Raw genomic sequence first — 14,426 nt, forward strand, 5'->3', positions numbered from 1 at the left:
ATAAGCGGGGGAACGCCATGAACACTCAATCATTGAAAGCCAATGAATCCCTGATCATCCGCCTGGCGGTCGGGCTGGTATTCGGGCTCGGGATCGCCTTTCTGATCAAGCGCTTCGACGCCCTTGAGGGCCAGCATGTGCCGGTGTGGGCGCAGATCGTGACCAGTACCCTGATCCTCGGCGCCTTTATCCTGTGGGCCGGTGCCGGCGCCATGAAGCGGATCAGTCTCGCCATCTGGAGCGTGATCGCACTTGGCCTGATCGCCCTGATCGCCTGGAACCGCGCGGCCCATGGTCTCGATGACCGCTATAATCCGTTCTTCCTCAATCTGACCTTCCTGATCTACCCGTTTCTGTTCATCAGCCATGAACTGATCTCCAGCGCCGATCAGGCGGGCAAGCCGATTGCGCCCTACGCGCTATATTTCGACGAGGCGTGGAAGCGCGGCGTGCAATTGGCCCTGAGCGGTCTCTTCACAGCGCTGTTCTGGGCCATTCTGTTTCTCGGTGCGGGTCTGCTCGGCTTTATCGGATTTCATTGGTTCAAGGACTTACTCCTGAACGAATATTTCGCCTGGCCAGTGACAGGGCTCGCTATCGCTGCCTCGGTCAATCTCGGCGATGTCCAGCCGAAGCTGATGCGTAATTTCCGCGCCCTGGTGCTGGGGGTGCTGTCATGGCTGCTGCCGGTGATCACGGTGATCGGCCTGCTGTTTGCGGTGTCTTTATGCTTTTCGGGGCTGGAGCCACTATGGAAGACTAAGGCGGCAACGGCATCGCTTCTGGCGGGCTGCGTGGCGCTGGTCCTGCTGATCAATGCCGCCTGGCAACAAGGCGATGAGGATCGCACTGCGCATATCATCCTGCGCTGGTCGGCGCGGATCGCCTGCGGGCTGCTGCTGGTTTTCTCCAGTCTGGCGGCCTGGTCTCTATGGCTGCGTATCGCCCAGTATGGCCTGACGCCGGAACGCGTCATGGCGCTGGTCGGTGTTATTATCGCCGGGCTTTATGGACTGGGCTATGCCATGGCGGCCGTCATGCCAAAAAGCTGGCTGGCCCTGCTGGCGCCGGTCAATATTGGGCTGGCCGTTATAGCCGCGCTGATTTGCCTGTGCGTGCTGACGCCAATTGCCGATCCCTATCGCCTTAGCGCGTCATCGCAAACTGAGCGCGTTAATAGCGGCAAGGTGACGCCGGACAAGTTCGACTGGCGCATCTTGCGGTTTGAAACCGGCACCTATGGACTGAATGAACTGAAACGCCTGAGCAAGTCGGGAAAGACGGAAGCTATTCGGAAAAGTGCCAAAGATACGATCGTCATGCCTGATGGATATCGCTGGGGATCGCCGCCAAAGGATGAGGACAAACCCAAAACCTATCAACCCGATCTCAAACGCATCACCATGCTGACGAAGGACACTGTACCGGCTGACTTCCTGAGTCAGCATTACATGGAAGAGCCCTACCCTTTACCGGACTGCATTACCACCAGTGACAAAAAATGTGAGGGCCGACTGTTTGATCTGGATGATGACGGCAATCGTGAATTGCTGCTCTATGGTGAGCCATACCTATACGTCTTCACTCGCACACAGACCGGATGGGTATTGATCAATCAGGGGCAAGCCCTTGAAGGCGAGGCTGTCGGCAACTTCCGTAGCGGTAATTTCGTCGCCGAAAAACCACGCTGGAATAAACTGCGCTTTGGCACATCCGCCTCTGTTCAGTACAGCGACGACAAATTCAAGCAACCCACCCGTCATGCTGCCGATGTAAGATTCGTCTCCTACTAACCCACCTTCTGCATCAGTGGCAAACTGGCGAACAATTCCACCGATTTCAGGCGCGCGGCGATATCGTGGATCGGCATGGAGATGATCAGTTCATCGGCCCCCGTCTGCTCCAGGAAGCTGCCGAGGCGCTTTTCGATAGTGGCCGGTGAGCCGACCATGGCGTAGCGCAGCATGTGGTCGATCATGGTGGTCTCTTCCGGCGTCAGCGCGGCCACGGCGTCATAGGACGGCTTCGGGAACGGCGTACGGACATTGCGGCGCAGGTTGGCGAAGGATTGTTGCATTGAGGTGTAGAGATATTCCGCCTCGGCATCACTGTCCGCCGCTACGCCCATCACGCCGACCATGGTCTTTGGCTTGTTGAGCACCTTTGAGGGCCGGAAATGGGTGCGGTAAAGCTGGAGCGCATCGAACAGCAGCTCCGGTGCGAAGTGCGAAGCGAAGGCGTAAGGCAGGCCCAGTTGCGCCGCTAGTTGAGCGCTGTAGAGAGAGGAACCGAGCAGCCAGATCGGCACATGGCTGTTGGCGCCCGGCACGGCCAGGATACGCTGCCCCTCATCCGGCTCTCCAAGCAGATGCTGCAACTCAAGGATATCGTTTGGGAAGCTCTCGACACCGGCATCCATGTTCCGGCGCAGGGCACGCGCCGTCATCATGTCGGTGCCGGGGGCGCGGCCGATACCAAGATCGACCCGGCCCGGATTGAGCGCTTCCAGGGTGCCGAACTGTTCGGCGATCACCAGCGGTGAATGGTTGGGCAGCATGATGCCGCCGGAACCGATGCGGATGGTCTTCGTTGCCGCCCCGACATGGGCGATGACGATCGAGGTCGCCGCCGAGGCGATGCCCGGCATGCCATGGTGTTCGGCCAGCCAGTAGCGATGATATCCCGCCGTTTCCGCCGCCTGCGCCATTTTCGCCGAATTGGCCAGGGCATCGCTGATGCTGCTGCCTTCGGCAATCTGCGACAGGTCGAGGATGGAAAAGGGTATCATACGGCGCTCCTAAGTCTGCGCCTTATGTAGGCAGTACGGTTACGATTGCGAGGTTTTCATGCAAATTAATAGACACTGGTGTCGCATTAAATCTCTGGTAGCATAGTGCAAAACGGGGGGGGGATCAATATGAAATGGCTACTCAGGGGACTGATTGTAATAGTCGTCGTAATTGTTGGTTACGGTGTCACCGCCAACTATATACCGCAGGCGCGGGTTGCAGCTATATGCGTGCCCGCCGAAGTTCTGGCGATTAATCTAGGCCTGATTCCGCTGGATCGCGCCGACTGGGGGTATCTAAAACTGCGTTCGGGCAAGGTTGGACTGAATGCCTTACGCGATCTTGAACAACACGGCGCGACAGACAAAATCCGTCAGACCTCGGTAGCTATTCAGGAGCAATGGTTTGAATCTGGCCACATAACATATTGGGGCGGAGATCATTTGGGGGGGAGCAATATCCAGGAAAAGGAAACTCGTTTCAACGAACTGCGGATGCCTCTCGATGGTAAGACCCTGCGGCAAGATTTGTTATCCGGCCAGCAAATTCCGGAAAGATTCTGGCAGACATGGCGTTACCGCTTACCCTGTCTCCTGCCGCCAAAGACCTACGCTACCGGCGAATGCGTATTGCACATGGCAGACCTGACCGGCGATAGCCAGGATGAGATTATTGTCGACGCTCAGACTATCGGCACATGGGAGGAATACATCAAACCGGCCGTCGGGCACAGACTGACCATCTTTAAACTCAAGCGTGGCGGGTGGCAAAGCGCTGTGCGCATGCGCCTATGCCAGACGGAGTTGGCTACTGTGGAAAACAGACAGATCGGCTTTCCCGCCCAAGCCTTGGATATGTTGTGGATAAACGGACACGCGGTCAATTTCTTCGACAGTGATTGCATGGTTCGAGAGAATACGATTCCCGCTCCTGCTGGCGAACTTAATCAGGCGCGCGCTATGGCACCGCTGCTCACGCATATCGCGCGGCTGCCGCTTTCAAAACCGCTCCCTGAATCCCTGGCGAAGGCCCTCGCCGATCGCACCATTGTCCTGCCCTGGGCGACCGAGCCCCCGATGCGTGAAACATGGATGAAACCGGCATATCACGGCCTGCCGCCTTGTTTTACCAGCCACAATCTGAAAGCCTGCATGGCCATGGTCTCAGACATTAATCATGACGGCAGTGACGACGTGGTGATACTCGATCGAAACGTGCGTAAGGATGTCAGCACCTGGCGACTGGCTACCCTGCTGATGGTGCGGCAGGGCCGTTGGACCGTTGTTGCCAGCCACGCAGCCTGTGCCGAAGAAGGCCAGAAACCGGAAGATTTGAAGGTCGAGTTCAAGCCTTCGACCTGGCACCCTGTTGAATTCGCCGGAAGACTATACACGCCGGATGAGCCAAGCGACAATTGCAATGAGCATTATCTGCACATGTAAGAAAGTAAGACACCCCACCACCACCGCGCAAGAGCGCGGCGGTCCCCCTCCCCGGCATAGCCAGGGAGGTATAAGAATGAAAAAAGCCCTCCGGTTTGCACGGAAGGGCTATTTGTTTTTAGCCGTCAGCGCTTCAACACACGCTGTCAACGATCCGGGTGCAGGGGGCAAGCCCCCTGCCTGCCCTTACTCTACGATTTCAGCTTTCGCGCCCGGTTTATCCGCGCCCTTTTGCGAGGGCGTGATGTCGAAGGCGATCTTGCCGTCGGCCAGTTTCACCAGGATATGACCACCCTTGACCAGCTTGCCGAAGAGGATTTCGTCGGCCAGCGGCTTCTTGATGTTTTCCTGGATGACGCGGGCCAGCGGACGGGCACCATACAGTTCGTCGTAACCGTTTTCGGCCAGCCAGGCGGCCGCCTCGTCGGTCAGTTCGATCGAGATGTGGCGGTCGGCCAGTTGCATTTCCAGTTGCAGGATGAACTTCTGGACGACCTGCGAAATCACGTCCGGCTTCAGTTGCTTGAAGGTGACGATGGCATCGAGACGGTTGCGGAATTCCGGCGTGAACAGGCGCTTGATGGCCTGTTCGTCTTCGCCCGAAACCTTTTCGCGGCCGAAACCGATCGAATTCTTCTGGTTATCCGAAGCACCGGCATTGGTGGTCATGATCAGGATGACATTGCGGAAATCGACCTTCTTGCCCACCGCGTCCGTCAACTGGCCATGATCCATAACCTGCAACAGGATGTTGTAGATATCCGGGTGCGCCTTTTCGATTTCGTCGAGCAGGACTACCGAGTGCGGCTGCTGATCGACGGCATCGGTGAGCAGACCGCCCTGGTCGTGACCGACATAGCCCGGAGGCGCGCCGATCAGACGCGACACCGTGTGGCGTTCCATATATTCCGACATGTCGAAACGCAGGAGCTCGACGCCCATGGTGGCGGCCAGTTGCTTGGCCACTTCGGTTTTGCCGACGCCGGTCGGCCCGGAGAACAGGTAGCACCCCACCGGCTTTTGCGGATCGCGCAGACCGGCGCGGGCCATCTTGACAGCCGTGGACAGTTGCTCGATAGCCTCGTCCTGACCAAAGACGGTGCGGTTGAGGTCGGCCTTCAGGTCGCGCAGGGCCGTGGTGTCGTCACGCGAGACGGATTTCGACGGGATACGGGCGATCTTGGAAACCACGTACTCGATTTCCTTCGGACCAATCACCTTGCGGCGCTTGTTTTCCGGCAGGACCATCTGAAGAGCACCAGCCTCATCGATCACGTCGATCGCCTTGTCCGGCAGCTTGCGGTCGGTGATATAGCGCGCCGACAATTCCACCGCCGTCTTGATGGCGGCATCGGTGTATTTCAGATGGTGGAAGGTCTCATAGTAGGGCTTGAGACCTTTCAGAATCTTGATGGTGTCATCGAGCGTCGGCTCATTGACATCGATCTTCTGGAAGCGACGCACTAGGGCGCGGTCTTTCTCAAAGTGCTGGCGGTATTCCTTGTAGGTGGTCGAGCCCATGCAGCGCAGGGTGCCGGCTGCAAGCGCCGGCTTCAGCAGGTTCGAGGCATCCATCGCCCCGCCGGAAGTGGCGCCGGCGCCGATGACGGTATGGATTTCATCGATGAACAGGACCGCATTGGGGTGCGCCTCCAGTTCCTTGACAACCTGCTTGACGCGCTCTTCGAAGTCACCGCGATAGCGGGTGCCCGCCAGAAGCGTGCCCATGTCGAGCGAGTAGATGGTGGCACCGGCCAGAACGTCCGGCACTTCGCCGTCGACGATCTTCTTGGCCAGACCTTCGGCGATGGCCGTCTTGCCGACACCCGGATCACCGACCAGCAGTGGGTTGTTCTTGGTACGGCGGCACAGGATCTGGATGGCGCGCTCGACCTCGGCCGAACGCCCGATCAGCGGATCGACCTTGCCATGACGCGATTTTTCGTTGAGATCGACGCAATAGGCGGCGAGCGCATCGGTGGAACCACCCTTGCCCTTCTCTTCCGTGCCGGCATTGTCTTCCGTGGCGCCGCGCACGACGCGTGGTTCGGAAGCGCCGGGCTTCTTGGCGATGCCGTGGGCGATATAATTGACCGCGTCATAGCGCGTCATCTCCTGCTCCTGCAGGAAGAAGGCGGCGTGCGATTCGCGCTCGGAGAAGATGGCGACCAGAACATTGGCGCCGGTCACTTCATCGCGGCCGGAGCTCTGGACGTGGATGACCGCGCGCTGGATGACGCGCTGGAAGCCGGCCGTGGGCTTGGCCTCTTCCGAATTGGGCTCGACCAGTGATTTCAGGTCGGTTTCGATATAGGCGTCAAGCGCTGTGCGCAGCTTGGGCAGATCGACGTTGCAGGCACTCATGACGGCCGCGGCATCGACATCATCGATCAGGGCCAGCAGGAGGTGCTCAAGCGTCGCATATTCATGATGATGGGCATTGGCGTGACCGACTGCGCGATGCAGGGTCTCTTCTAATGCGCTGGAAAATGACGGCATGACGACCTCCGATAAAACTTGAAAACGCTTTACTCAACTCAAACTCTGGACCCGAATTCTTAACGCGTGGTTTAGAAAATTAACCATGCTCATTCTGGTCCCTTCAGTCTGAACCTGATCTGAATTCTCCCTTCAGAACTCAGATAAAATCCCGGCCGTCCGTAATCCCCCTCCTCAGTCCTTCTCCATCGTACACTGCAATGGATGCTGATGGGCATTTTGCGTTTTTGTCATCAGCACGCTCTCAATCTTTTTCCATCGTACACTGCAATGAATGCTGATGACGGGCACTTCTCTTTTGTCGCCCTCAGCCTGTCTCCGTCAGTCTTTCTCCATCGTACACTGGAGCGGATGCTGATGGCGACGGGCCATATCCACCACCTGCGCCACCTTGGTTTCCGCCACCTCGTAGGTATATACGCCGCAGACCCCCACTCCGGTTTGATGGACATGCAGCATGATCAATGTGGCATCCTCACGCGATTTATTGAAGAATCGCTCAAGCACGTAAACGACAAACTCCATTGGCGTGTAGTCGTCGTTCAGGATCAAAACACGATAAAGTGAGGGCTTTTGCGCCTTCGGCTTGGTGTCGATCAGCAGGCCGGGCGTCTGTCCGGGGCGGGTCACCGTGCCCTTGTCGGCCGCCATGACCACCTGTTGCTCTATGTCTGTCAAAACCCGTCTCATCTCAGTATGTTCTGTGCCTTGGGTGCTTTGCGCACTCTCCGCTAATAGATATGGCGGAGTCGCCTGATTGCAAGCCGCAATGCAGACGAGAGCACAAGATAGTCCAATTGCGCGCCTGTTAAGAGTCAAAATTTCAAAAACGGAAGGCGGATTTTTTGCGGCGCCGCCAAATGAAAAACCCCGCGCCTGATGGCACGGGGTTTTAAAAATCATCTGACCCGAAGGCCGGATTTATTTAGCGATAGGACTGGAACTTCTCGACGGCTGCGGTCATGCGCGCATTGATCGGCTTGAAGGTGTCCTTGAACGAGGCCGACAGGGTTTCGGTCAGCAGGTTCAGTTCGGAGACGTAGGATTCCATCGAGGACTTGGCGTACTTCGATTGCAGCTCGATGACTTCCTGAATGCTCTTGGCGCCTTGCAGCGTCTTGGCGGCGGTCACGGCTTCTTCCCAATTCTTCTTGGAGAAGGCGATGGCCTGGGCGCCAACGGTTTCCGCGCCCTTGGTGGCGGCGGTCAGGCTTTCGACCACGGCTTCAACATTGCCCTTGGCCAGGCCATTGGCTTCATTGATGCCGGCCAGGGTCTTTTCGACCGTGTCCTTGAACGCCTGGTTGCCGGCGGTGGTGAACTTTTCGACAGTGGCTTTTACGGTTTCAGCAGCTTCCGACATGGGTAACTCCTTTTTCATATGATGCGTGGGCCAATCCCCGACATCCCTGAACGCTTGAACTTGGATATCGGACCTTCTGCCCGGTTGATGCCTATATAACGCAAGCGCAGCATAACGTCAATCTTTATGTTGCGCTGCACAAAAATTTTACAACCTACAGACCTGCGGATTCTCCTCATATGGGAGTTTCTTGGCAACTTGATAAACGCGGTGGTTGTCTCGCATGGTGAAAGGCGCATAACCAGCGCGAAATACGCAGCCTGCGGTCACGTTACGGTGAGCTTAAGGTTTGCTTAAGGAAAATTCACGACAGACTAAGTCTCTGACGTTATGATGTTATAGCGCTCACATTGAGAACACATTGTTTTCTTATTTTAAGGGACACGGTTTTCTTATTTACCAGTTTTCTCATTGGGGCGTCCGGCGGCAATCTGAATGTGCAAATCGCGTGTGTAACGAGTTGAGGATAGGTTTTGATGCGTAGGATCGGGCGGATATTTAAACGGGCTGGCGAGACAATATCAAACGGGAACAAGGGGCTGAAAGCTGCTGTTCTCGCGGCTTCGGCTGTTTTCCTGATAGCCCTGCCTGCCGCCGCCCAGGACCTGACCGATAACGCCCGTTACGCCGCTATCGTGGTCGATGCCCAATCGGGCGAGGTCTTTTATGCCCAGCGCGCCGACTCGGCCCGCTATCCCGCCTCGCTGACCAAGATCATGACCTTATACATGGCGTTCGATGCCCTGGCGCACGGCACGCTGAAGCCGACCGACCAGATCACCATGAGCGCCCACGCCACGTCACAGGCGCCGGTGAAGGTCTATCTCAGGCCGGGCGATACCATAGATGTCGATACAGCCATGCGCCTGATCGCCCTCTATTCGGCCAATGACCTGGCCGTGGCCCTGGCCGAAAAGATCGGCGGCGGCTCAGAGGAACGCTTCGCCGCCATGATGACGATCAAGGCGCAGGAACTGGGCATGACGCATACACGCTTCGTCAATGCCAACGGCCTGCCCGATCCGCGCCAGATTTCCTCAGCCCGTGACCTGGCCATCCTGGCGCGCGCCGTGATGCGCGACTATCCGCAGTATTATGACTATTTCAACCTGCCCTCGCAGGAATTCCGCGGCCGCACCTATGTGAATCATAATCCCCTGCGCAGTATGCCGGGCATCGACGGCATGAAGACCGGCTTCACCAATGCCGCCGGTTATAACCTGGTCGCTTCCGGCGTGCGCAACAATCACCGCCTGATCGCGGTCATGCTGGGCGGCTCGAACAAGACGCAGCGCCGCGAGCACGTCACGGCCCTGATGAATACCGGTTTCGATGTCATTGCCCGGCGTGACCGCGGGGAGCGGATCGAGATCGCGCAGAATGAATTTACCCGCGCCATGGATGCCGAGGCACGGATGCCGGAAGGTCCGCAACCCTACACGATCCTCGCGGATAATGGTGATGTGGTGGGTGGTAACGCGCCCCTGAGCGATGCGCAACTGCGCGAAACGCTTGAGGGCAGCGAACAGGCCAATGCGTCGGATGTCGATGTCCAGCGCGCCAGCTCGACCATCAAGGCCCCGGCTGTCGCCCAGACCCTGAGCGCCGCCACCAACACCGCCGCCCTGGTGAAAAAGCCGGCGACCAAGGTGGCCGCGGCCGACAAGCCAACTGCCCAAACAACTGCCAAGTCAAAGAAAGCGGCGCTGGCTGACAAGGCGGCTAAGGGTAAAAAGAAGAAAGATCCGACGGCCGTCTATGCTGTCCAGATTGGCGCCTTCAAGGACAAGAGCCTGGCCAATGACTGGGCCAAGAAGATGAAGTCGAAGTTCAGCAACCATCTGGCCAACGGCACCACCGACATCAGCAAGAACGACAATGGCTGGTATCGCACGCGCTTCGTAACCCTGACCAAGGCCCAGGCGTCGGCCGCCTGCAAGGATATCTCGGCCAAACACCTGGACTGCATGGTGATCAAGCCAGACGCTTAAAGCTAATGGGGTTTGGGGCCGGTGGCCCCAAGTCCTTTCCCTACCAATAGAAAAGCCTCGCCCTATTCGGGCGGGGCTTTTCTATTGGTATAGAGAAGATGTGGGGTCACGGACCCCACGCCCCATAAGTTTAGCGACGGCGCTTGAGCAACACATCCCGTGCCGCATTCAGCGCACTGGCGCGGCCGACATCCCCGCCCTGATCCGGATGTGCCGTTTTCATCAGCCGCTTCCATGCCTCCTTGATGGCCTTGCGGTCCGCGCCGATGGCCAGGCCCAGCGTGTTATACGCTGCAATCTCTTCCGACGAATAACTGGCCGCCGCCGGGGCCTCGGGCTGGCGAAAGTATGCCTGATAACGCACGCTGCCGCCGAGGATAAACGACACCAGAAACGCCGCCAGCCCCTGCCAGATCAGGCCACGCAACAGCATAGTAACACCCAGCACCACCAACCCCATGGCGATAAAACTCCGCAGGGTGCGAAACTGGTTTATCCACGGCCCCGCTTTCAGGCGCCCCAGACGCGACTGCTTCCCGACCCACGCCAGGAACAGAAACACCGCGATGGCACCCGCGACCCACACCATCAGGCGTCCACGGCCTCCAGGTCTTCGGCTGTGTGCGGCACTTCCTCGCCGGCTTCCAGGCCCAGCGAGCCCATCAGGGCCCGTAGCTCAGCGCGCGCGGCGATATGGGTCAGCGACACCGCCACCGGACGGATGTCCGCCGACAGGTCGGCCACGGTCAGGCCAAAGGGAAACAGTTCCCGATAGATGACGCGGTCACGCAGGCCGGCCAGAACCTCGAAGCCGACGCGCTTGCCGAGGGCCTGCACGCGCTCATCGACCCGCTTGCGGTTGCGCGCCTCATTGGCCGCCAGGCGGTTGCGCAGCACGATCCAGTCGATCGACTTGCCATCCCACACGGCGCGCTGTTTGCGCGAATTCCACACGGTTTCGGCATAGATGGACGGGCGCTTGACATCTAGCGTCACCGGATCGACCTCGCCCAGCAGGTCGAAATCGATAAAGCTGTCGTTCATCGGCGTGATGATCAGGTGCGCCACGGCGTGCGCCCGGCGCGACAGAACGTGATCGCCACCCGGCGTATCGATGATGATGTAATCGGCCTGTTCAACGGCTTCATCGAGCGCGCGATCGAAAGCCTGGCGCGCCTCTGCTTCGGGCACAGCCAGCAGCGACGCCGGCTTGTCATGCAGGTGCGGCTCGAAGGCCATCGGCAACGCCTTTTCATTGGCCGCCGCCCACTTGGCGCGGTTGGAGAAGAAACGGGCAAGCGACCGCTGGCGCAGGTCGAGGTCGATAAAGGCCACGCGCTTGCCAAGATGCAGCAGATGCACGGCCACGTGCATGGCCACAGTGGACTTCCCCGCCCCGCCCTTTTCATTCCCGAACACCAGAATACGCGTATCAGACATTATGCACTCCCGCCCACCTTAATCCCCAGTGGTAACGCCTCATTTAGGCTGATCCGTGTCATGCCGCCAGAGGCGCGATTAACGAAGCGTTAAATTTTGGCGTGGGTAAGTTATTGGCTTACTTCCTTTGGGCCTACTGGATTTAGCCGGACGACAAGACTATATTGCCGCCATGACCACAGATTCCGACTATATGCTCCGCTCCGAAACCATCCGCATCCATACGGATGAAGACTTTGAAGGCATGAGAAAGGCCGGCCGTGTCGCCGCCGAATGCCTCGATATGCTGATCCCTTATGTGGTGCCGGGCGTGAAGACCTCATATCTCGATGACCTGGCGCGCGAGTTCATCGCCGATCATGGTGGACTGTCGGCCTGCCTCTTCTATCGCGGTTACCAGCATACGGTCTGCATTTCGCCCAACCATGTGGTCTGCCACGGCATTCCGTCGGAAAAGACCCTGCGCGAAGGCGACATCGCCAATATCGATGTCACCTGCATTGTCGATGGCTGGCACGGCGACACCTCACGCATGTATGAGGTCGGTGTGGTGGCGCCAAAGGCCAAGCGCCTGATCGATGTGACCTACGAAGCCATGACTCTGGGCCTGGCCCAGATCAAGCCGGGCAATACGTTCGGTGATATCGCCGCCGCGATCCAGAAATATGCCGAAAGTCATCGCATGTCGGTTGTGCGCGATTTCTGCGGTCATGGCGTCGGGCGCGTCTTCCATGACAATCCGAACGTCCTGCACTTCGGCAAGGCCGGCAGCGGTCCGCGCCTGGAAAAAGGCATGTTCTTCACCGTGGAGCCTATGATCAATCTCGGCCGGCCCGACGTAAAGGTGCTCAACGACGGCTGGACCGCCGTCACGCGCGACAAGATGCTGACGGCCCAATGCGAGCATAGCTGCGGCGTCACGGAAAACGGTGTGGAGCTGTTTACCGCTTCGCCGACCGGTCAGTTCAAACCGGCGCCTGTTCTGGGCTAAAGATCAAGCCGGGGGAGACAATGAAGAGAGAGATTTTCACAACATCAAGTGGCGAAGTCTCTGTATGGTTGGATGGTGGCATTCATCTGAAAATTGACAATGCGAACAATGATCCTGCTGAACTTTCAGAAGCAGAAGCTATTGAGCTAGCAGACATCTTATTGAAACTGGCTCGGGCGGAACGTTGATGGAAGAAGCCTCCGTTGCCTTTGATGTGAATTCAAATCCGCTTCTGCCGGATCATGGCGGCCATCGTAACCGTCTGCGTCATCGAGCGCGGCTGGGGGGCGTCTCCGCCCTGCCCGATTACGAACTGCTGGAGCTTTTCCTCTTCCGCTCAATCCCGCAACGCGATGTCAAGCCGCTGGCCAAGGCCCTGCTGGCGCGCTTCGGTTCATTACCGGCCGCCCTTTCGGCGCCGCTGGAAGACATGCTCCAGGTTTCGGCGATGGATAACAAGGGCAAGGCCCTGCGCATGACAGCCGATATCGCTCTGGACCTCGCCCTGATGTTCGAGGCGACGCGCCGGATGGTGGCCGAGCCGCTCAAGCGCACCACCGTCATCTCCTCCTGGTCGGCTCTGGTCTCCTATCTTAAGGTGACGCTGGCCCACGAACCGCGCGAGCAGTTCCGTATTCTTTTTCTCGACAAGAAAAACCAGTTGATCGCTGATGAAATCATGGGGCACGGCACGGTCGATCACGCCCCGGCCTATCCACGCGAGATCATGCGTCGTGCGCTCGAACTGTCATCGAGTTCTGTAATCTTGGTCCACAACCACCCGTCCGGCGACCCCATGCCGTCACAGGGCGATATCGACATGACCAAGCAGATTGTGGCGGCGGGCAAACCGCTCAAGATCACCATCCATGATCACCTGATCGTCGGCCGCGAAGGCGTGGCCAGCCTCAAGCAGATAGGCGCGTTTTAGTTTTTACGCGCTCTTTTAATCCGAAAAGTGCGTCACACTTTTCGGAAAGCGCTTTTTAACTCAGGAATTCGCGCGGTTCGGGGTAGGCGGCGCCGACATCGAGATTGATCCGCAGGCCGGCCTCCCGCGCCGATTGCAGACTGTGCAGGTTCAGGATTTTCGGCACGACGCCTTGCGATGGCAGCGGCCGGCCATCGATATCATAGAGATAATCGCCGACGATAAAGGCCGCCGGATTGCGCCGGTCCTTCTGGACCTGAAGCGGTTGGTCTACGCCTTCAACACTGACCCAGGCCGTATCATATAATCTGGTGCTCACAGTCGTCCTCATCAAATCTGGTCCGGCAAGGCAGACTTTAGCCCGGATTTGACGCGCTGGCGATAGCCAAACCATCCAAACCCGGACACAAAAAATTCACCCCAGACACAGAGGCGGCGACAAAATTACCGATAAGCTACTGAATTAGAATGCATTTCACACGCCATTACGTCAGATGATACTGGCCACTTAATACCGCTGAATAGGTCTCCGCGGCTGACAAACGTCCCTCGATCAGATAGTTCAGCACGCCATTTTCGATATGAAGCGTCCAGCGCCCCTGTCCGCGCGGCGTCGTATTGAGCAGAATCAGGCGGTTATCGCTCCATTGCCCGCGTAACGGATGAAAAGGCGGAAAGCCTCGGTCATCGAACCAGAACCCGCACAGGTCTTCCGAATCCGGGTCGGCGCAGAAAACCCCGTGACCATCGAATCCGGAGCCATCCGGCCCGCTTTGCTCATAATCAAAAATCAGGTTCTTGCGGGCATCATCGAAACGAAAGCCCCAGCGCCCTAGGTTTGGCCCGCTTTTCGTCCACGGATTGGGCCCTACGACGCTTTCCCCGGACCAGTATCCGGCGAACGGATCGAGGCTGCTGAGATCGAACATTCATGACACTCCCTAAGCATTACACCTCAGGCGTAAGGCAGGTATTCGTCA

The 14,426-nt window shown here is 58.1% G+C and carries 14 protein-coding genes; 6 read left to right on the top strand and 8 right to left on the bottom strand.

Annotated elements, in window-relative coordinates; translation table 11 throughout:
• The first annotated feature begins 17 nt into the window (after positions 1 to 17).
• Entirely contained in the window at positions 18 to 1,793 is a 1,776-nt protein-coding gene (locus tag ACTHND_RS13980; protein WP_440178567.1) for a DUF4153 domain-containing protein, read from the top strand.
• On the opposite strand, the gene ACTHND_RS13985 is transcribed toward ACTHND_RS13980, so the two are convergent.
• Entirely contained in the window at positions 1,790 to 2,788 is a 999-nt protein-coding gene (locus ACTHND_RS13985; protein ID WP_440178568.1) for an LLM class flavin-dependent oxidoreductase, read from the bottom strand. The genes ACTHND_RS13980 and ACTHND_RS13985 overlap by 4 nt on opposite strands.
• Before the next feature lie 129 nt (positions 2,789 to 2,917).
• On the opposite strand from ACTHND_RS13985, the gene ACTHND_RS13990 reads away from it, so the two are divergent.
• Entirely contained in the window at positions 2,918 to 4,231 is a 1,314-nt protein-coding gene (locus tag ACTHND_RS13990; RefSeq protein ID WP_440178569.1) for a hypothetical protein, read from the top strand.
• A gap of 186 nt (positions 4,232 to 4,417) precedes the next feature.
• Here ACTHND_RS13990 and clpA read toward each other — a convergent pair whose 3' ends face one another.
• The 3 genes from clpA to ACTHND_RS14005 form a co-directional block, all read right to left on the bottom strand.
• Positions 4,418 to 6,730: an ATP-dependent Clp protease ATP-binding subunit ClpA gene (gene clpA, locus ACTHND_RS13995; protein ID WP_090647974.1), complete on the bottom strand. Its 2,313-nt coding sequence runs from the start codon at positions 6,728 to 6,730 to the stop codon at positions 4,418 to 4,420.
• Positions 6,731 to 7,051: 321 nt separating this feature from the next.
• Positions 7,052 to 7,381, bottom strand: coding sequence for an ATP-dependent Clp protease adapter ClpS (clpS, locus tag ACTHND_RS14000; protein ID WP_090648314.1), 330 nt, complete (start codon positions 7,379 to 7,381; stop codon positions 7,052 to 7,054).
• A gap of 274 nt (positions 7,382 to 7,655) precedes the next feature.
• Entirely contained in the window at positions 7,656 to 8,093 is a 438-nt protein-coding gene (locus ACTHND_RS14005; protein ID WP_303831358.1) for a phasin family protein, read from the bottom strand.
• A gap of 476 nt (positions 8,094 to 8,569) precedes the next feature.
• Here ACTHND_RS14005 and ACTHND_RS14010 point away from each other — a divergent pair, with 476 nt between their 5' ends.
• Positions 8,570 to 10,084 (top strand): D-alanyl-D-alanine carboxypeptidase, encoded by a 1,515-nt coding sequence (locus ACTHND_RS14010; protein ID WP_440178570.1) that lies wholly within the window; start codon positions 8,570 to 8,572, stop codon positions 10,082 to 10,084.
• 130 nt (positions 10,085 to 10,214) lie between these two features.
• Here the strand turns inward: ACTHND_RS14010 and ACTHND_RS14015 are convergent, their stop codons facing one another.
• Both ACTHND_RS14015 and ACTHND_RS14020 read right to left on the bottom strand, forming a co-directional pair.
• Positions 10,215 to 10,673 (bottom strand): J domain-containing protein, encoded by a 459-nt coding sequence (locus tag ACTHND_RS14015; RefSeq protein ID WP_440178571.1) that lies wholly within the window; start codon positions 10,671 to 10,673, stop codon positions 10,215 to 10,217.
• The gene (locus ACTHND_RS14020) at positions 10,673 to 11,524 is read right to left on the bottom strand and encodes a division plane positioning ATPase MipZ (protein ID WP_440178572.1); all 852 of its coding nucleotides are present in this window, start codon (positions 11,522 to 11,524) and stop codon (positions 10,673 to 10,675) included. Before ACTHND_RS14020 ends, ACTHND_RS14015 begins: the two co-directional genes overlap by 1 nt.
• A gap of 172 nt (positions 11,525 to 11,696) precedes the next feature.
• Between ACTHND_RS14020 and map the strand changes: the two genes are divergently transcribed.
• From map to radC, 3 genes are read left to right on the top strand one after another with little or no spacing between them, the layout of a single operon-like run.
• The gene (gene map, locus ACTHND_RS14025) at positions 11,697 to 12,515 is read left to right on the top strand and encodes a type I methionyl aminopeptidase (protein WP_440178573.1); all 819 of its coding nucleotides are present in this window, start codon (positions 11,697 to 11,699) and stop codon (positions 12,513 to 12,515) included.
• A 20-nt stretch (positions 12,516 to 12,535) separates the two neighbouring features.
• Entirely contained in the window at positions 12,536 to 12,703 is a 168-nt protein-coding gene (locus tag ACTHND_RS14030; protein ID WP_440178574.1) for a hypothetical protein, read from the top strand.
• Positions 12,703 to 13,446 (top strand): RadC family protein, encoded by a 744-nt coding sequence (radC, locus tag ACTHND_RS14035; protein WP_440178575.1) that lies wholly within the window; start codon positions 12,703 to 12,705, stop codon positions 13,444 to 13,446. The genes ACTHND_RS14030 and radC overlap by 1 nt, the downstream gene beginning before the upstream one ends.
• A gap of 55 nt (positions 13,447 to 13,501) precedes the next feature.
• Here radC and ACTHND_RS14040 read toward each other — a convergent pair whose 3' ends face one another.
• Both ACTHND_RS14040 and ACTHND_RS14045 read right to left on the bottom strand, forming a co-directional pair.
• Positions 13,502 to 13,765, bottom strand: a complete 264-nt coding sequence (locus ACTHND_RS14040; protein WP_303831367.1) for a hypothetical protein — start codon at positions 13,763 to 13,765, stop codon at positions 13,502 to 13,504.
• 166 nt (positions 13,766 to 13,931) lie between these two features.
• Entirely contained in the window at positions 13,932 to 14,375 is a 444-nt protein-coding gene (locus ACTHND_RS14045) for a hypothetical protein (protein WP_440178576.1), read from the bottom strand.
• Positions 14,376 to 14,426: the final 51 nt, after the last annotated feature.

The organism is Asticcacaulis sp. (assembly GCF_051954415.1).
GTDB lineage: Bacteria > Pseudomonadota > Alphaproteobacteria > Caulobacterales > Caulobacteraceae > Asticcacaulis.

Coding starts and splice junctions, on each gene's coding strand:
- ACTHND_RS13980 (WP_440178567.1), top strand. CDS start 18: ATGAACACTCAATCATTGAAAGCCAATGAATCCCTGATCATCCGCCTG.
- ACTHND_RS13985 (WP_440178568.1), bottom strand. CDS start 2,788: ATGATACCCTTTTCCATCCTCGACCTGTCGCAGATTGCCGAAGGCAGC.
- ACTHND_RS13990 (WP_440178569.1), top strand. CDS start 2,918: ATGAAATGGCTACTCAGGGGACTGATTGTAATAGTCGTCGTAATTGTT.
- clpA (WP_090647974.1), bottom strand. CDS start 6,730: ATGCCGTCATTTTCCAGCGCATTAGAAGAGACCCTGCATCGCGCAGTC.
- clpS (WP_090648314.1), bottom strand. CDS start 7,381: ATGGCGGCCGACAAGGGCACGGTGACCCGCCCCGGACAGACGCCCGGC.
- ACTHND_RS14005 (WP_303831358.1), bottom strand. CDS start 8,093: ATGTCGGAAGCTGCTGAAACCGTAAAAGCCACTGTCGAAAAGTTCACC.
- ACTHND_RS14010 (WP_440178570.1), top strand. CDS start 8,570: ATGCGTAGGATCGGGCGGATATTTAAACGGGCTGGCGAGACAATATCA.
- ACTHND_RS14015 (WP_440178571.1), bottom strand. CDS start 10,673: ATGGTGTGGGTCGCGGGTGCCATCGCGGTGTTTCTGTTCCTGGCGTGG.
- ACTHND_RS14020 (WP_440178572.1), bottom strand. CDS start 11,524: ATGTCTGATACGCGTATTCTGGTGTTCGGGAATGAAAAGGGCGGGGCG.
- map (WP_440178573.1), top strand. CDS start 11,697: ATGACCACAGATTCCGACTATATGCTCCGCTCCGAAACCATCCGCATC.
- ACTHND_RS14030 (WP_440178574.1), top strand. CDS start 12,536: ATGAAGAGAGAGATTTTCACAACATCAAGTGGCGAAGTCTCTGTATGG.
- radC (WP_440178575.1), top strand. CDS start 12,703: ATGGAAGAAGCCTCCGTTGCCTTTGATGTGAATTCAAATCCGCTTCTG.
- ACTHND_RS14045 (WP_440178576.1), bottom strand. CDS start 14,375: ATGTTCGATCTCAGCAGCCTCGATCCGTTCGCCGGATACTGGTCCGGG.